Source organism: Polymorphobacter sp. (assembly GCF_048007885.1).
In the GTDB taxonomy this organism is placed as follows: Bacteria; Pseudomonadota; Alphaproteobacteria; order Sphingomonadales; family Sphingomonadaceae; genus Sandarakinorhabdus.
This window is the reverse complement of sequence record NZ_CP180346.1, coordinates 111,895-127,230: the sequence shown is the minus strand read 5'-3', so window position 1 is coordinate 127,230 and position 15,336 is coordinate 111,895. Positions and strand designations below refer to the sequence as shown.

General features: G+C 66.1%; 17 protein-coding genes and 1 tRNA gene. 11 read left to right on the top strand and 7 right to left on the bottom strand.

Features of this window, described 5'->3' with window-relative positions; all coding sequences use genetic code 11:
• The first annotated feature begins 17 nt into the window (after window positions 1-17).
• The 3 genes from ACMVO5_RS00535 to htpX are packed head-to-tail and all read left to right on the top strand — an operon-like array spanning window position 18 to window position 3,456.
• Window positions 18-1,505, top strand: coding sequence for a serine hydrolase domain-containing protein (locus tag ACMVO5_RS00535; protein ID WP_416908143.1), 1,488 nt, complete (start codon window positions 18-20; stop codon window positions 1,503-1,505).
• A gap of 23 nt (window positions 1,506-1,528) precedes the next feature.
• A complete protein-coding gene (locus tag ACMVO5_RS00530; protein WP_416908142.1) occupies window positions 1,529-2,584 on the top strand; it encodes an AI-2E family transporter in 1,056 nt (351 codons plus the stop codon).
• Window positions 2,581-3,456 carry a zinc metalloprotease HtpX gene (gene htpX, locus ACMVO5_RS00525; protein ID WP_416908140.1) on the top strand — a complete coding sequence of 292 codons (876 nt, stop codon included), beginning with the start codon at window positions 2,581-2,583 and terminating at the stop codon, window positions 3,454-3,456. The genes ACMVO5_RS00530 and htpX overlap by 4 nt, the downstream gene beginning before the upstream one ends.
• Window positions 3,457-3,458: 2 nt before the next feature.
• On the opposite strand, the gene thiE is transcribed toward htpX, so the two are convergent.
• The 5 genes from thiE to tkt are packed head-to-tail and all read right to left on the bottom strand — an operon-like array spanning window position 3,459 to window position 9,236.
• On the bottom strand, window positions 3,459-4,151 hold the full coding sequence (gene thiE, locus ACMVO5_RS00520) for a thiamine phosphate synthase (RefSeq protein WP_416908139.1): 693 nt from the start codon (window positions 4,149-4,151) through the stop codon (window positions 3,459-3,461).
• Window positions 4,148-5,056 carry a class I fructose-bisphosphate aldolase gene (locus ACMVO5_RS00515; RefSeq protein WP_416908138.1) on the bottom strand — a complete coding sequence of 303 codons (909 nt, stop codon included), beginning with the start codon at window positions 5,054-5,056 and terminating at the stop codon, window positions 4,148-4,150. The genes thiE and ACMVO5_RS00515 overlap by 4 nt, the downstream gene beginning before the upstream one ends.
• Window positions 5,057-5,066: 10 nt before the next feature.
• On the bottom strand, window positions 5,067-6,245 hold the full coding sequence (locus ACMVO5_RS00510) for a phosphoglycerate kinase (protein WP_416908137.1): 1,179 nt from the start codon (window positions 6,243-6,245) through the stop codon (window positions 5,067-5,069).
• A 3-nt stretch (window positions 6,246-6,248) separates the two neighbouring features.
• Window positions 6,249-7,256 carry a type I glyceraldehyde-3-phosphate dehydrogenase gene (gene gap, locus ACMVO5_RS00505; protein ID WP_416908136.1) on the bottom strand — a complete coding sequence of 336 codons (1,008 nt, stop codon included), beginning with the start codon at window positions 7,254-7,256 and terminating at the stop codon, window positions 6,249-6,251.
• Between the two features lie 3 nt (window positions 7,257-7,259).
• Window positions 7,260-9,236, bottom strand: a complete 1,977-nt coding sequence (tkt, locus tag ACMVO5_RS00500; RefSeq protein ID WP_416908135.1) for a transketolase — start codon at window positions 9,234-9,236, stop codon at window positions 7,260-7,262.
• Between the two features lie 288 nt (window positions 9,237-9,524).
• Here tkt and ACMVO5_RS00495 point away from each other — a divergent pair, with 288 nt between their 5' ends.
• The 5 genes from ACMVO5_RS00495 to ACMVO5_RS00475 all read left to right on the top strand — a co-directional run bounded on the left by ACMVO5_RS00495 (window position 9,525) and on the right by ACMVO5_RS00475 (window position 11,339).
• Window positions 9,525-9,665: a hypothetical protein gene (locus ACMVO5_RS00495; protein WP_416908134.1), complete on the top strand. Its 141-nt coding sequence runs from the start codon at window positions 9,525-9,527 to the stop codon at window positions 9,663-9,665.
• Window positions 9,665-9,985: a cell division protein ZapA gene (locus ACMVO5_RS00490; RefSeq protein WP_416908133.1), complete on the top strand. Its 321-nt coding sequence runs from the start codon at window positions 9,665-9,667 to the stop codon at window positions 9,983-9,985. Before ACMVO5_RS00495 ends, ACMVO5_RS00490 begins: the two co-directional genes overlap by 1 nt.
• 175 nt (window positions 9,986-10,160) lie before the next feature.
• On the top strand, window positions 10,161-10,790 hold the full coding sequence (locus ACMVO5_RS00485; RefSeq protein ID WP_416908132.1) for a 5-formyltetrahydrofolate cyclo-ligase: 630 nt from the start codon (window positions 10,161-10,163) through the stop codon (window positions 10,788-10,790).
• A 10-nt stretch (window positions 10,791-10,800) separates the two neighbouring features.
• Window positions 10,801-11,031 carry a DUF2842 domain-containing protein gene (locus ACMVO5_RS00480; RefSeq protein WP_416908131.1) on the top strand — a complete coding sequence of 77 codons (231 nt, stop codon included), beginning with the start codon at window positions 10,801-10,803 and terminating at the stop codon, window positions 11,029-11,031.
• Window positions 11,028-11,339, top strand: coding sequence for a chorismate mutase (locus ACMVO5_RS00475; RefSeq protein WP_416908130.1), 312 nt, complete (start codon window positions 11,028-11,030; stop codon window positions 11,337-11,339). Before ACMVO5_RS00480 ends, ACMVO5_RS00475 begins: the two co-directional genes overlap by 4 nt.
• 9 nt (window positions 11,340-11,348) lie before the next feature.
• Here ACMVO5_RS00475 and ACMVO5_RS00470 read toward each other — a convergent pair.
• Window positions 11,349-11,425: transfer RNA gene (locus tag ACMVO5_RS00470), tRNA-Asp, on the bottom strand.
• A 115-nt stretch (window positions 11,426-11,540) separates the two neighbouring features.
• Here ACMVO5_RS00470 and ACMVO5_RS00465 point away from each other — a divergent pair.
• A complete protein-coding gene (locus ACMVO5_RS00465; RefSeq protein WP_416908129.1) occupies window positions 11,541-12,440 on the top strand; it encodes an acyl-CoA thioesterase in 900 nt (299 codons plus the stop codon).
• On the opposite strand, the gene ACMVO5_RS00460 is transcribed toward ACMVO5_RS00465, so the two are convergent.
• Complete coding sequence (locus ACMVO5_RS00460) at window positions 12,340-13,131, bottom strand: sterol desaturase family protein (protein ID WP_416908128.1); 792 nt, start codon at window positions 13,129-13,131, stop codon at window positions 12,340-12,342. The genes ACMVO5_RS00465 and ACMVO5_RS00460 overlap by 101 nt on opposite strands.
• Window positions 13,132-13,202: 71 nt before the next feature.
• Here ACMVO5_RS00460 and ACMVO5_RS00455 point away from each other — a divergent pair, with 71 nt between their 5' ends.
• Window positions 13,203-14,060, top strand: a complete 858-nt coding sequence (locus ACMVO5_RS00455) for a dienelactone hydrolase family protein (RefSeq protein WP_416908127.1) — start codon at window positions 13,203-13,205, stop codon at window positions 14,058-14,060.
• Entirely contained in the window at window positions 14,060-15,268 is a 1,209-nt protein-coding gene (locus ACMVO5_RS00450; protein ID WP_416908126.1) for a M20 metallopeptidase family protein, read from the top strand. Before ACMVO5_RS00455 ends, ACMVO5_RS00450 begins: the two co-directional genes overlap by 1 nt.
• Window positions 15,269-15,336: the final 68 nt, after the last annotated feature.

Sequence of the window (15,336 nt, the reverse complement as noted above, 5' to 3'; positions counted from 1 at the left end):
CAGGCAGGAGATAGGCCATGGTTCGCGCACTCACCACCCCGGCACTTGTCGCACTGGCGGTGTTTGCTGCACCCGCGTGCGGCCAGTCTCTTGAGGCGCTGACCCCGCAGCTTGACGCGGGATTCGAAGATTATGCGCGCGCCCAGCATGTGCCGGGGCTGGTCTGGGGCATTGTGAAGGACGGCCAGCTGGCTCATGTGAAGGGCATCGGCGTGCAGGATTTCGACAGCCGCCGCCCGGTCGGCCCCGAGAGCCGCTTCCGCATTGCGTCCATGTCCAAGGCGTTCACGGCGCTGACCATTCTCTCGCTGCGCGACGAAGGCCGGCTGCGGCTTGATGACCTCGCCGAAACGCATGTGCCGGAAATGAAAGGCTGGACCTATCCGACTGCGGATTCGCCAAGGATTAGGGTGCGCGACCTGCTCCATCATGTTGGCGGTCTGGTCGAGGATGATCCCTGGGGTGACCGGCAGACCTCGCTCCCCGAGGCCGATTTCAGCGCGATGCTGGCGGCCGGCGTGCCATTCAGCCGGGTGCCGCAGCAGAGCCAAGAATATTCGAACTTCGGCTATGCCACGCTGGGCCGGATCATCCGCAACGTCGCCGGCAAGCCGTTCGAGGCGGCCATCGCCGAGCGGATCTTCCAGCCGCTTGGCATGGGACGCACCGGCTATGACGTGTTTGCCAGCCCGCAGGCCGAGCGTGCGCTTGGCTACCGGTTCGAGGAAGGAGAATACAAGCGCGAGCCCGACATGGCGGCCGGCGCCTTTGGGGCGATGGGCGGCATTGAGACGACGGCCAGTGACTATGCCCGCTACGTCGCCTGGCTGCTCAGCGCCTGGCCGGCGCGCGATGACCCCGAGACAGGGCCGATCAGGCGCGCCAGCGTGCGGGGGCTGGTTCAAGGGCTCAATTTCGTCCGCTTTGGCCAGCGCCGGGCCGACCTTGGCCCGCCGTGTGCGCAGGCGGTGGCCTATGCGATGGGCTTCCGGATGATCTCCGATTGCGAGGTGGGGGACTATATGACCCATACGGGCGGCTATCCCGGCTATGGCTCAGTGCTGATCATGCTGCCGGAGAGCGGCATCGGCATTTTTGCCTTCGCCAACCGCACCTATAGCGCGCCCATGGCGCCGGCCTATGGCGCGATGAAGGCCTTGAAGGCGGCCGGGCTGGCGACGCCGCGGCCGGTGCCCCTGACGGCGGCCGTGGCGCAGGCCCATGCCGATGCCGCGAAGGTGTGGGCGGCCTCTGACATTCTCGCGGCGCGGCCAAATCTTGCCATGAACATGCTGCTGGACCGGGCTGCGCCCGAATGGCGGCTTGAACTAACCCGGCTGAAAGCGCGGCTGGGCGAATGCACCCCCACCGACGCACCCGAGCCGACAGGCATGCTGACAGCGAGCTTCCGCTGGCCGTGTTCGCGCGGCACGCTGGCGGGCTCGTTCATGCTGGCGCCGACCAATCCGCCGACCATTCAGCAACTGCGCTTTCAGGCTGAATGAACTCGGCGTAAAGTGCGGCGCAAATGACAGCGCTGCCTCCGCCCCGCAATGAAGACATCGTTCTGCTTCGGCGGACCTTGATCGTCATGGGCGGCGTCGCGCTTACCATCGCGACATGGCAGCTTCGTCAATTGTTGCTGCTGCTGTTTGCCTCGATCCTTGCCGCCCAGATGTTTGCCGGGCTGGCGGATCTGCTGCGGCGGCGGCTGCACCTGCCCTTTGCCGTAGCGCTGGCATTGGCCGTCATTCTGCCGCTGCTCGGCCTGACGGCGGTCTTTGGCCTGTTTGGCACGCTGATGGCAAACCAGTTCGCCCAGCTTGCGAGGCAATTGCCGCTGGCGGTCGAACAGGGCGAGGCCTGGCTGGCGACGTCGACAGCGGGGCGCGAGATTATCAAGGCCATCGGCAGCTATGCGCCGCAGGTCGATACGATTGTCGGCATCGTCCAGAGCGGCCTGGCCAATATCGGCTCGGGCATTTCCCAGCTGGTGGTCGTGCTGGTCTCCGGCGTCTATCTGGCGGCGCAGCCCAGGCTCTATGTGGGCGGGCTGATCGCCTTTGCCACAAGGCTTGGCGCGCGCGCCGCCGACGCTACGCTGTCGGCGATCCACACCGCGCTTGGCGCCTGGCTCAAGGCACAGGCGGTCTCGATGGCCTTTGTCGCCATCGGCACCGGCGCCGGCCTCAGCCTGATTGGCCTGCCCTCGGCAATCGCCATCGGCTTTGTCGCCGGGCTCTGCGAATTCGTGCCCTATCTGGGGGTCATTCTGGTCTCGCTGCCGGCCACGCTGATCGGCTTTTCAATCAGCATCGAGACCGGCATTTTGACGATGGTCACGCTGGTCATCGTCCAGCAGCTTCAGGGCAATGTCGTGATGCCCATGGCACAGGGCAAGCTGGCAGATCTGCCCCCTGCCCTCACCCTGTTCAGCCTGATTGCCGCAGCCCTGCTGCTCGGCCCGCTGGGGGTGATTCTGGCGGTTCCCCTGACCGTTGTGGGGACGGTGCTGTTCCGCCGCGCGATGCTGTCGCACGAGCGCTTGAAATCCACCGAAAACACGCCAGATTCCCTGGCATGAATCAGGTTCGCACCTTCATGCTGATGGCCGCCATGGTCGCGCTGTTCATGGGCCTTGGCTATATGATCGGCGGCGCCAGCGGCGCCACCATCGCGTTCGTGATCGCGGGCGCGATGAACATCTTCGCCTTCTGGAATTCGGACAAGCTGGTGCTGCGCATGCACAATGCGCAAGCTGTCGGGCCAGAACATCCCCTTTACGCAATTGTCGAGCCGCTCGCTGCGCGCGCCGGGCTGCCGATGCCCAAGGTCTACATCGTCGAGCAGCCGCAGCCCAATGCCTTTGCCACCGGGCGCAATCCCGAAAATGCGGCCGTGGCCGCAACAAGCGGGCTGATGGCCATCTTGAGCCGTGACGAGATCGCCGGCGTCATGGCGCATGAGCTGGCGCATATCAAGAACCGCGACACGCTGGTGATGACCGTGACCGCCACGCTGGCGGGCGCCATCTCGATGCTTGGCAATTTCGCCATGTTTTTCGGTGGGCGCGAAAACCGCAATCCGCTGGTCACCATCGTGGCCGTCGTCGTCGCGCCGATTGCGGCTGCGCTGGTGCAGATGGCAATCAGCCGGGGGCGCGAATATGGGGCTGATGCGGCGGGTGCCGAGATCAGCGGCAATCCGCTGGCGCTGGCAAGTGCGCTGGCCAAGCTGCAAAATGGTGCTGCGCGCACCCGCAACCCGGTGGCCGAGGCCAATCCGGCAGCGGCTTCACTCTATATCATCTCGCCCGGACATGGCGGGGTGCGGGACAATTTGTTCAGCACGCACCCGGCTGCGGAAAACCGGATTGCCGCCCTTGAGGAGATGGCACCGGCGGTTGCGGCACGACCAAGCGCGCTTGGGCTGGGTAGCGGGCGCAACAACCCCTAGGCCTAGGCGCGGGGCGTCTTCAGCACGTCGGCAAAGGCAGCGACACCGGCGCCCGGCCCGTCGGCATGATCCCAGACGGCGCGAACAACGGCAATGAAGTCAGCGCCTGCGGCCACCAGCGGCGCGGCGTTGTCAGGGAAGATGCCGCCGATGGCGACCACGGGTAGCTGGGAAAGCGTCGTCCACCAGCCGAGAATTGAGGGGTGGGGACGATAATTGCTCGGCTTGGTGGTGGTTTCATAAAAGGCGCCGAAGGCCACATAGTCCGCACCCTGTTCTCCGGCTTCCATGGCGAGGTGGCGGCTGTCGTGGCAGGTGCGGCCGATGGTCTTGCCAGCGCCCAGAAGGGCCCGCGCCTCGGCGATGCTCCCATCCGACTGGCCAAGGTGGACCCCGTCTGCACCCGCCTTGGCCGCAAGGTCGGCACGGTCGTTGAGAAGGAAGGCGACATCGGCGGCAGCGCAGACCGGCAGGAGCGCCTCGCAGGCGCGCAGCACGTCATCGTCGCCCACATCCTTGAGGCGCAGCTGAAAGGCGGCGACTGGCCCGCCGTCAAACGCCGCCTTGCACGCCTCGACAAAGGCCGGCAGCACGATACTGGGCGGCGACACGACATAGAGCTGGCAGGGTGGCCGCGGCTCGGCATCGAAGCGGCTGGCGAAATCCTCGGGAAGGGGAATCGTCTCTTCGCTCATTCCTGGCCCAGATAGATGGCGATGATCTTGTCGAGCATCGCCATGGCATCCTCGCGCGAGCGCTGGAAGGTGTTGCGGCCGATGATCGAGCCATTGCCGCCGCCGTCGCGGATATCGCGGGCATCCTGAAACACGGCATCGGCGCCCTTGGCGGCCCCACCAGAAAAGACAACCAGCCGGCGACCGTTGAAGCAGGCCTGTTTGACATGGGCAACACGCTTGGCCTGTGTCGACCAGTCGCCGCCCTCATAGGCCTTCTTCGCGTCCTTCTGCTCGATATGGTCGGTCGGCAGCTTGACCTTGATGATGTGCGCGCCGCAAAGCGCTGCCATATGCGCGGCATAAGCCCCGACATCGAGGGCCAGTTCGCCGTCCTTGGAGAGCTTGCCGCCGCGCGGATAGCTCCAGATCACGGTGGCGATGCCGACTGACTTGGCTTCGGCGGACAGCTCGCGGATCTCCTCGATCATGTCGAACACATCGTCGGCGCCGGGGTAGATGGTGAAGCCGATCGCCGAGCAGCCGAGGCGCAGCGCGTCATCGACGCTCGCCGTGACGGCCTGGTTGATATTGGTCGCCCAGCTATTCGAGCTGTTGACCTTGAGGATGGTCGGAATCTGCCCGGCGAAGGTATCGGCCCCGGCTTCAAGCATCCCGAGCGGCGCGGCATAGGCTGACAGGCCGGCATCGATGGCGAGCTGGAAATGATAGTGCGGATCATAGGCCGGCGGGTTGGGTGCGAAGCTGCGTGCCGGGCCATGCTCGAAGCCCTGATCGACGGGCAGGATGACCATCTTGCCAGTGCCGCCAAGGCGGCCCTGCATGAGCATGCGCGCCAGATTGGCCTTCACGCCGGGATTGTCCGATTCGTAGCCCGCGAGGATCGCCTTTACCGCTGGTGTCATTCTTGCCTCCCTAAGACCGTTCGAGCGCGGCCACGCCGGGCAGGGTGCGCCCTTCCATCCATTCCAGAAATGCGCCGCCGGCGGTGGAGACATAGCTGAAATCATCCGCCACGCCAGCATGGTTGAGCGCCGCCACCGTATCACCGCCACCGGCAACACTGGTCAGCTGCCCGGTCGCCGTGAGCGCGGCTGCCACCTTCGCCAGCGCCACTGTGCCGGCATCGAAGGGCTCGATCTCGAAGGCGCCCATCGGGCCGTTCCAGATGCAGGTGGCGCAGGTCTTGAGCGCATCGGCCAGCGCCTCGACGGCGGCGGGACCGATGTCGAGAATCATCTCGTCCGCCCCAACCTCGAAGACATTGGCGTGCCGGTGCGGCGCATTGCGCGCAAAGGTCTTGGCGACAACGACCTCATAGGGCAGGTGGACGGTGCAGCCTGCGGCTTCGGCAGCGGCGAGGATCGCAGTCGCGGTTTCGGCCATGTCGGGCTCGGCCAGCGACGTGCCGATGTTGACGCCCTTCACGATCAGAAAGGTGTTGGCCATGGCGCCGCCGATCATCAGATGATCGACGCGCGAGACGAGGTTCTGGAGGACGGCAAGCTTGGTGCTGACCTTGGCGCCGCCAACGATGGCCGCCACCGGCTTCTTCGGCGTTTCCAGTGCGGTCTCGAGGGCCTGGAGCTCCGCCTGCATGGCGCGCCCCGCATAGGCCGGCAGCAGCCCGGCAAGGCCTGCGGTGCTGGCATGGGCGCGGTGCGCCGTGGAGAAGCTGTCGTTGACATAGATCTGGCCCTGCGCCGCCAGGGCGGCGATGAAGGCCGGGTCATTCTTCTCCTCGCCAGCGTGGAAGCGGGTGTTCTCGAGCAGTGCGATCTCGCCGTCGCCGAGGTCGATCGGCTGGCCGATGCAATCGGGGATGAAGGCGACCGGGCGACCCAGCACATCGGCCAGTGCCGAGGCCAGCGGCGCCAGACTGTCTTTCTCGTCCCGCCCCTTGGGCCGGCCGAAGTGCGAGAGAACCAGCACCCGCGCGCCCTTGTCGGCCAGTTCGGCCAAGGTGGGCACGCTGGCGCGCAGGCGGGTGGCGTCGGAGACCTGGCCCTCCTGCATCGGCACGTTCAGGTCGCAGCGCACCAGCACGGTCTTGCCGCGCACATCGCCGAGATCATCAAGGGTCCTGAAGGCCATCGCTCAGAGCAGCTTGCCCATGGCCACGGCCGTGTCGGCCATGCGGTTGGAGAAGCCCCATTCATTGTCATACCAGGACACGACACGGACGAGATTGCCGCCAATGACCGAGGTTTCGAGACTGTCCACCGTCGACGAGGCCGGCGCATGGTTGAGGTCGATCGAGACCAGCGGCTCGTCGGTATAGTCGAGCACCCCGGCCAGTTCGCCCATCGCGGCCGCCTTGAGCACGGCGTTGACGGCCTCCTTGGTCGTATCCTTGCCGGCCACGAAGGTCAGGTCGATGAGCGAGACATTGGGCGTGGGCACACGCACCGCCGAACCATCGAGCTTGCCCTTGAGCTGGGGCAGAACCTCGGCCACCGCGCGCGCCGCCCCGGTGGTGGTGGGGATCATCGACAGCGCCGCTGCCCGGCTGCGACGCGGGTCGTCGTGGATCTGGTCGAGGATCTTCTGGTCGTTGGTATAGGCATGGACCGTCGTCATCAGGCCCTTTTCGATGCCGAATTCCCGGTCGAGCACCATCGCCACCGGCGCCAGGCAATTGGTCGTGCACGAGGCATTGGAGACGATCTTGTGATCAGCGGTAAGCTTGTCATGGTTGACGCCGTAAACGACCGTCAGATCAGCGCCCTTGGCCGGAGCCGAGACGAGCACGCGCTTGGCGCCGGCGGTCAGATGCAGGCCGGCCTTGTCGGCAGAGGTGAAGAAACCGGTGCACTCGAGCGCGATATCAACGGCCATGTCGCCGTGCGGAAGCTTGGCGGGATCACGCTCGGCTGTCACGCGGATGCGCTGGCCATTGACGATGATCGCATCGCCGTCGACCTCGACCGTGCCGGGGAACGGGCCATGGACAGAGTCCCGCTTCAAGAGCCGGGCATTGGCCGCAGCATCGGCGAGATCGTTGATGGCCACGACCGTGATATCGGTGCGGCCACTTTCGGCGATGGCACGCAGCACGTTGCGGCCGATGCGGCCGAACCCGTTGATGGCGACGTTGATGGCCATGATTTATCCTTTTGCTTCGAGGTGTTCGGTGATGCCGGCGACGACCGCGTCTGCGGTCAGCCCAAGGTGTACATAGGCATCGGCAGCGGGGGCCGAGACGCCGTAGCGGTCGATGCCGAAGATCAGCCCGTCCCGACCGGTCCAGCGCTCCCAGCCCAGCGTGACGCCGGCCTCAATGGCGGCGATCAGCGTGTCATGCGGGATCAGATCATCGATATAGGCCCGGGGCTGCTCGGCAAAGCGCTCCCAGCAGGGCATCGAAACGACATCGACACCGATGCCGCGTGCCTCAAGGACAGACGCAGCATCGAGCGCGATCTCGACCTCGGACCCGGTGGCGAGAAGCACGACACGGCGCTTCGCTATGGCGGCCTTCAGACGATAGGCGCCGCGCGCAGTCTGGTTGCCTTCGAGCCCGTCATCCGCGTTGCGCACAGGACGAAGATTCTGCCGCGACAGGGCGAGCACGGAGGGGCGATGCGCGTCTTCGATGGCCAGCGCCCAGGCTTCGGCAGTCTCGACCGCATCAGCCGGGCGGTAGACGGCCATGTTGGGCATGGCGCGCAGGCTCATCAGATGCTCGATCGGCTGATGGGTGGGGCCGTCTTCGCCCAGCCCGATCGAATCGTGCGTGAGGACATAGATGACCCGCGCCTGCTGGATAGCGGACAGCCGCATGGCGTTGCGCATATAGTCGGCGAAAACCAGAAAGGTGCCGCCGTAGGGGATGAGCCCGCCGTGCAGCGCCATGCCGTTCATCGCCGCTGCCATGCCGAACTCGCGGATACCGTAATGAATGTGGCGACCGGCATAATCAGGAGCCGCAAACACGCCCTGATCCTTGGTGCGGGTATTGTTGGAGCCAGTGAGATCGGCCGAGCCGCCGATCAGCGGCGGAAGCGCGGGATTGAGCACGGCGAGCGCATTTTCGCTGGCCTTGCGGCTGGCGATCTTGGGGGGGTCGGCACGCAGCGTGGCGATATAGTCGTCGAGCAGCCCGGCAGGAAGCTGACCGGCCATGCGCGCCGTGAAGCTTGCTGCATGAGCGGAGGCCTGGACGCGTGCGCGCCATGCCGCATGCGCCTCGGCGCCGCGCCAGCCGGCCGCGCGCCAGGCTTCGGCGATATCTTCGGGGATTTCAAACGGAGCATGGCGCCAGCCCAGCGCGGCCTTGGCGGCCTCGGCCTCGCTCGCGCCGAGCGGCGAGCCGTGCACACCCGAAGTGCCGCCCTTGTTGGGGGCGCCATAGCCGATCACGGTCTTGCAGGCGATGAGGCTGGGCCGGGGGTCAGCCTCGGCTTCGGCCAGCGCGCGGGCGACATCCTCGGGATCATGCCCGTCACAATCGGTGACGTGCCAGCCTGACGCGCGGAAGCGGGCGCGCACATCTTCGGACGATGAGAGCGCGACCGGGCCGTCAATGGAGATGCCATTGTCATCCCACAGCACATTCAGGCGACCGAGCCTGAAATGGCCGGCAAGACCGGCGGCTTCATGGCTGATACCCTCCATCAGACAGCCGTCGCCGGCAATCACCCAGGTGCGATGATCGACCAGATCGTCACCGAATTCGGCATTGAGGCGACGCTCGGCCATCGCCATGCCGACCGCCATGGCAAGACCCTGCCCGAGCGGGCCGGTGGTCACTTCAACGCCGGGCAGCTCGAAATTTTCGGGATGACCAGCGCAGGGGCTGCCGAGCTGGCGAAACGCCTTGATGTCATCAAGGCTGGGCTCTTCATAGCCTGTCAGGTGAAGCAGCGCGTAGATGAGCATCGAGCCATGGCCGGCAGACAGGACGAACCGGTCCCGGTCAGCCCAGTCGGGCGTCGACGAATCATATTTGAGGAACCGGGTGAAAAGCACGGTGGCGGCGTCTGCCATGCCCATCGGCATGCCGGGATGGCCCGAATTGGCAGCTTCCACTGCATCTATGGCCAGCGCCCTGATGGCATTGGCCATGGCCCGCATCTCGTTCATCGCCGTCCATTCATCCGGAAGTTGAACCTGCTCAAGCGCTTGGGCAGATGCCCGGCGCAAATCGCGCGGGACATTGGCCACAGCCTTCAAGAGGCGTCAACCACAGCGGCGCCAGGAAGCAATTCGCGGAAAACCGGGAAAGGGGATTGAAGTATGTGTGACGATTTGACTAAGTCTCATGTACGTTGTTACATGGCGCTCACAAGGCACTGTTTTTCTGGATTAACATTCTCATGCCCGATTCCCTCACCGATGCGCTGGAAGCCGCTGTCAACAAATTGGAGGCTGTTGTCGCGCTTCGCGAACGCGATCTCCGTGCGGCTTGTGAGGCTGGAAGCCGCCGCCAATGACGCGATTGCGGCGATCGACACGCTGCTGGGTGACGAGTGCGGCACCGGTGACCCCGCCAGCGAAGGGAAGCTCGGCTGATGGCACAGGTAACGGTCGAAATCGCCGGGCGCAGCTATCCGCTTTCCTGCCGTGACGGTGACGAGCCGCATCTCGAGTCGCTGGCCGCCAGTCTGGCACGCAAGGCTGATGGGCTGCTGGCCTCGCTTGGCCCGATGAGCGAGGCGCGGCTGATGTTGATGACGGCGTTGATGGTCGCCGACGAACTGCACGATTCGCGCGCTGGCAAGGCGCCGCCCCCGCTGCCCGCCGACCCGGCCGCGGATGCGCGGCTGGCGGCGCTGACTGCGAGGATCGAGGCGCTGACGGCACGGCTCGAGCGGAAATCGAACGCCGCCTGACGCCTGCTGCTTGAGAAGCGGGCAGAGGCACCCTACATTAGGGAAGGCGGGCACTGCCCGGCACGAGCAACGAGCATCCCTGAGGCGATTCACATCCTAAGGGAGCTGGTTCTGGGCAGGTCCTGGCCTGTCTTACCCGGCGCCCACCTGACGTACTTGGCGTCAGAGGATCTTCATGCAAACGACCCATGGTGGTCCCGCCACCTCCACCTCTCCTGACGAAAGCGGCAAGAAGGCTGCCCGCCAGCTCTACCGCGACCGGCGCCGCGCCTTTGTCTCGGCTTTGAATGCCGGGGAACGCGAGGCCCTTTTGCGCGATGTGGCGGCGCGCTGTGCGCCGCTGACACGCCTGCAAGCAGCACGGGCGGCACCCGTGGCGAGCTATGCCGCCATCGGTAACGAGATGGACCCGCAATTTGTCGAAGAGAGGTTCGGTCCCCACGCCTTTCCCCGTATCGACGGCGGGCGCCTGCGTTTTCATGTGGCGGCCTGGAGCGAGCTTTTGCCGGGGCCGATGGGCATTCCCCAACCGCGCGCCGACACCCCCGAAATCATGCCGCACCTGCTGCTCGTGCCGCTGATCGCCGCGACGTTGGACGGCGTGCGGCTTGGCCAGGGTGGCGGCTATTATGACCGGACGCTGGCCCTGCTCCAGAGCCAGCTTCCGGACGGTCAGGCGCTGGTGACGGTGGGGCTGGCCTGGGATTGCCAGATTGCCGACATCCTGCCGCATGAAGCGCATGACATCCGGCTCGACTGGCTTGCGACTCCAACGCGGCTGGTGGAGTGTGGCCGAAACGGTTAGGACGCCTGACATGAACCCTGTGACCGATCCTTCCTGGCGCAAGCCTGTCGGCGTTTTCGCCATCATCGCATGGCTGGTTGTCTATGCGCTGCTGGTGGCGACCATGGCTGACACATTGAATGCGCTGCCCACCATCCTGATGGTGCCGGCCTATCTGGTGTTCGGTCTGGCCTGGGTGCTGCCGCTGAAGCCGCTTTTCCTGTGGATGAACACCGGCCTCTGGCGCGTGCCCGAGGAATGAGCGTGAAGGCGGGTCCGGACTGCGCGACGATGGCGGACGTGCGCGCCGGCGTCGACGCGCTCGACCGCGAATTGGTGGCGCTGCTAGCGCGGCGCTTTGCCTATATGGACGCGGCCGCGCGGATCAAGCTGTCGCGCGACCTGGTGCGGGACGAAGGGCGCAAGGCCGAGGTGATTGCCAAGGCCGCCGCTGCGGCGCGGGCAGCCGGCTTGCCCGAAGGGCTGGCCGAAGCGCTATGGGAGACGCTGGTGGAAAGCTCGATCGCCTATGAACTGGGCCGCTGGGACGAGATACGCAACCCTGCCTGAGGCGGCAGGTGGCGCGAGTGACGGGGCTCGAACCCGCGACCTCCGGCGTGACAGGCCGGCGCTCTAACCAACTGAGCTACACCCGCAGTACCCTTGCGAGAAGTGCGCGGATAGGGGGGGGCACGCGCGCTGTCAAGCGGTGCGAATGCGGGAGATGACACGGGAGATGACAGCGGCGACGCGCACGGCTAGGGGGCGGGGATGACTGGACAGGATGATGGCGCCGTCGTGGCGCGGCTTTTGGCGCTTCTTGATATCGAGGAGCTGGACACCGACCTTTATCGCGGGGCAACGCGCGATGAGGGCTGGAAGCGTGTTTATGGCGGGCAGGTGGTGGCACAAGCGCTGGTCGCGGCCAGCCGCACCGTGACCGAAGAGCGGCTGTGTCATTCGCTGCATGCCTATTTCATCCGGCCCGGCGACCCCGCGCATCCGATTGTCTACAAGGTCGAGCGGGACCGAGACGGCGGCAGCTTCACCACGAGGCGGGTGGTCGCGCTGCAGCAGGGGCGCCCAATTTTCAACATGGCGGCAAGCTTCCAGACCGAAGAGACGGGTCTGACACATGAAGCGCCCTTCCCCGCAGCGCCCGGCCCCGAGGGGCTGGCCAATGAGGGGGAGTTGACACTGAAACATGCCGAGCGGACCCCGGAGCCTTGGCGCACCATGTGGCTGTCGCGCGAGCGGCCGATCGAGTTTCGCCCCGTGGCCCCCACGGACCCCTTCGCACCGGTAGCGACCGCAGCGCTGAGCCAGCACTGGTGCCGGCTGGCGGCGCCAGTGGAAGGCGTATCCCCTGCCATGGCACGCGCGCTGTTTGCCTATGCCTCGGACATGACGATGCTCGATATCTGCCTGCAGCCGCATGCGGTGAGCTGGACGGACCCGCGACTGCAAGGCGCCTCGCTCGACCATGCGATCTGGTTTTATGCGACCCCCAATCTGAACGACTGGCTGCTCTTCGATGGAGACAGCCCGGTGGCGGGCGGCGGGCGCGGGCTCAACCGGGCGCTGGTTCATGCGCGGGGCGGCGGTCTGGTGGCGGCGGTGATGCAGGAAGGACTGATTCGCTATCGCCCCAGCCGTTCAACGGCAGGCTGAGCGAGGCCGCAAGCCCAAGGGCCTTGCGGTCATCCCAGCCGGGGATGCCGATGGCGGCGTCTGGCCGGTCTTGCGAGAAGGTGCCGAATAGCCGGTCCCACAGGCTGAAGCCGCTCGAATAATTGGCGTCGGTGGCGGCCTCGGTGGCGCGGTGGTGGATGTCATGCATGCCCGGCGTGGTCAGGATGAGCGACAGCTTGCGGTCGAAGGGCAGCGCGAGATTGGCGTGGTGAAAGGCGACGTTGGCGAAAAACCAGCTGTTGTAGAAGTTGAGAGCGCGCGGCGTGATGCCCAGCCAGCGGACCTGCGCCATGCGCAGCGGCACCGAGAGCGCCATGTCGGCCGCATGAAACCGGAGCGCAGTGGTCCAGTCCATGTCGCGGTCGGAATGATGGACGGCATGGAGGCGCCAGAGCAGTGGCACGCGGTGTGTGGCGATGTGCCAGAGATAGGTGGCGAAATCGAGCAGCACGACCCCTGCGAGATCGTGGAGCAGTCCGCGGCTCCGGTTGCGCGCCGCGATGCGGGCGGTGAGTGGCCGCTCGGCCAAGGTGACGACGGCGAGGCTCATGGCGCCGAGCGCGAGGTTGACCGGCAGGCGACCCTGCGGAGGCTCGCGCATGGCGCGCCGGGGCCAGCTCTGCTCGGCCAGCCAGAGCAGGCCGACACTGAGCACCAGACCGGCCAGCATGTTCCGCTCTTGCCTCATGGGGTGCACAGTCTAGTCTGTCTGCGTCCAATGCAAGCCATGAAGGATGTGCGATGAGCGAGACGACACCTGCCACCTTGCCTGATGATTTCGTGCTGACGCGGCGCGGCGCGGCGGCGGCGATCGCGGCTGGCTATGCCGTGCTGGCGACGGCGGTGGATGCAGAGCCGATCATCACGCCGGACACCGGGCTGACCACCGGCATGGTGACAATGGGCGGCGGCCTGCCGGGCTATGTGGCACGGCCCGAGGGCGATGGCAGCCATCCGGCGGTGATCGTCGTCTCGGAGATTTTCGGGGTGCATGAGTGGATCAAGGACGTCTGCCGGCGGCTGGCGCAGGCGGGCTATGTGGCGGTGGCGCCCAATTTCTTCTACCGCGCCGACCCGGAGAACGCGCTGCCGACGCTCACCGAAATGACCGAGGTGCGCAAGATCGTGGCCACCGCAGAGCTCGATCAGCAGATGGCGGACGTGAAGACGACAGTCGACTGGTTGGCCGCGCAGCCTTTCGCCGCCAGCGGGCGCACCGGCATCACCGGCTTCTGCTGGGGCGGGGCTGTGGTGTGGATGGCGGCAGCCATGGTGCCGGGCCTGAAGGCGGGCGTGGCCTGGTATGGGCGGCTGACCGGCAGCGATGACCGGCCCTATCCGCTGACCTCGGTCGAGACGCTGAAGGCACCGGTTGTCGGCCTTTACGGCGGGCTGGACCGGGGCATTCCGACGAGCGATGTCGAGAAGATGGGCGCGGCGCTGGCGAGTGCGGCGAACCCGGTGGCCAAGGCCAGCGCGGTGAACCTCTACGGCGAAGCCAATCACGGCTTTCTGGCCGATTATCGGCCGAGCTACAACGAGGCGGCCGCCAAGGATGCCTGGGACCGTATGATGGCGCATTTCAAGGCCAATATCTGATGGCGGATGTCGGCCTTCTGGATGCTGCCCATGCCTTGACCGACGAGCTGGTGGCGCTGCGCCGCGCGGTCCATGCCGAGCCGGAGCTTGGCCTGCACAATCCGAAGACCGCAGCCAAGATCAGGGCGGCGCTGGCCGACCTGCCGCTCGAATGGACAAGCGGGCCGAGCACCAGCGGGCTGGTGGCGCATCTGCGCGGGCCGCAGAATGGTCGCACGGTTCTGCTGCGCGGCGACACCGATGCGCTGCCGATGCCCGAGGATACCGGGCTCGACTTCGCCTCACGGCATGAAGGCGTGATGCACGCCTGCGGCCATGACAGCCATGTGGCGATGCTGGCCGGTGCGGCCCGGCTGCTGTGCGCGCGGCGCGAGCGGCTGGCAGGGTCGGTAATGTTCATGTTCCAGCCGGGCGAGGAGGGGCATCACGGCGCGCGCTTCATGCTCGATGACGGGCTGATCGACCCCTTGCCCGATGCCGCTTTTGCGCTGCATATCATGCCCAATGGCCGCCACGGCGTGTTTGCCGGGCGCGCCGGGCCGCTGCTGGCCTCGGCCGACAAGATCTTCATCACCGTGACCGGGCGCGGCGGCCATGCCTCGATGCCGCAGGATGCGCTCGACCCGATGCCGGTCGCCTGCGAGATCGTGGGGGCAATCCAGAGTTTCGTGACGCGGCAGGTGCCGGTGTTTGACCCCGCGGTCGTCACCATTGCACGGCTTCAGGCGGGCACCACCGACAATGTCATCCCCGAAACAGTCGAGATGCTGGGCACCATCCGCACCCTGTCGAGGCATCGGCGCAGCGCCGTGCAGGAAGGGCTGCGACGGCTGATCACCGGCATTGCCGCGGCGCACGGCGCGCGCGCCGAGGTTCGCTATGAGGAAGGCTTTCCCGTGACGGTGTGTGACGCGCGCGCGGCCGCACTCGGGCGCGAGGTGGTGAGCGAGATGTTTGGCGCAGACGATTGGGAGACGCTGTCGCACCCGATCATGGGGGCGGAAGACTTTGCCTATGTGCTGGACAAGGTGCCGGGCGCAATGTTCTTTCTGGGCGCAGCGGCGGAAGGCTCGGACTGGCGGCAATGCTGCGGGCTGCACAGTAACCGGATGACGCTCGACGAATCAGTGATGACGCGCGGTGCCGCGCTGCATGCTGGTCTCGCCGAGCGTTTTCTGGCGCGGGGATTCGAGGGCGCTTCGGCCTGAATTTCTTGTCAATGCGGGCGCAATCGGGTTGAGTGACTCGGCGGTGTGATGCCGGCGGGGGCCGAAAC

What these genes read in the sequence shown, in the direction of transcription:
- ACMVO5_RS00535 (WP_416908143.1), top strand. Translation starts at nt 18, where the DNA reads ATGGTTCGCGCACTCACCACCCCGGCACTTGTCGCACTGGCGGTGTTT.
- ACMVO5_RS00530 (WP_416908142.1), top strand. Translation starts at nt 1,529, where the DNA reads ATGACAGCGCTGCCTCCGCCCCGCAATGAAGACATCGTTCTGCTTCGG.
- htpX (WP_416908140.1), top strand. Translation starts at nt 2,581, where the DNA reads ATGAATCAGGTTCGCACCTTCATGCTGATGGCCGCCATGGTCGCGCTG.
- thiE (WP_416908139.1), bottom strand. Translation starts at nt 4,151, where the DNA reads ATGAGCGAAGAGACGATTCCCCTTCCCGAGGATTTCGCCAGCCGCTTC.
- ACMVO5_RS00515 (WP_416908138.1), bottom strand. Translation starts at nt 5,056, where the DNA reads ATGACACCAGCGGTAAAGGCGATCCTCGCGGGCTACGAATCGGACAAT.
- ACMVO5_RS00510 (WP_416908137.1), bottom strand. Translation starts at nt 6,245, where the DNA reads ATGGCCTTCAGGACCCTTGATGATCTCGGCGATGTGCGCGGCAAGACC.
- gap (WP_416908136.1), bottom strand. Translation starts at nt 7,256, where the DNA reads ATGGCCATCAACGTCGCCATCAACGGGTTCGGCCGCATCGGCCGCAAC.
- tkt (WP_416908135.1), bottom strand. Translation starts at nt 9,236, where the DNA reads ATGAACGAGATGCGGGCCATGGCCAATGCCATCAGGGCGCTGGCCATA.
- ACMVO5_RS00490 (WP_416908133.1), top strand. Translation starts at nt 9,665, where the DNA reads ATGGCACAGGTAACGGTCGAAATCGCCGGGCGCAGCTATCCGCTTTCC.
- ACMVO5_RS00485 (WP_416908132.1), top strand. Translation starts at nt 10,161, where the DNA reads ATGCAAACGACCCATGGTGGTCCCGCCACCTCCACCTCTCCTGACGAA.
- ACMVO5_RS00480 (WP_416908131.1), top strand. Translation starts at nt 10,801, where the DNA reads ATGAACCCTGTGACCGATCCTTCCTGGCGCAAGCCTGTCGGCGTTTTC.
- ACMVO5_RS00475 (WP_416908130.1), top strand. Translation starts at nt 11,028, where the DNA reads ATGAGCGTGAAGGCGGGTCCGGACTGCGCGACGATGGCGGACGTGCGC.
- ACMVO5_RS00465 (WP_416908129.1), top strand. Translation starts at nt 11,541, where the DNA reads ATGACTGGACAGGATGATGGCGCCGTCGTGGCGCGGCTTTTGGCGCTT.
- ACMVO5_RS00460 (WP_416908128.1), bottom strand. Translation starts at nt 13,131, where the DNA reads ATGCTGGCCGGTCTGGTGCTCAGTGTCGGCCTGCTCTGGCTGGCCGAG.
- ACMVO5_RS00455 (WP_416908127.1), top strand. Translation starts at nt 13,203, where the DNA reads ATGAGCGAGACGACACCTGCCACCTTGCCTGATGATTTCGTGCTGACG.
- ACMVO5_RS00450 (WP_416908126.1), top strand. Translation starts at nt 14,060, where the DNA reads ATGGCGGATGTCGGCCTTCTGGATGCTGCCCATGCCTTGACCGACGAG.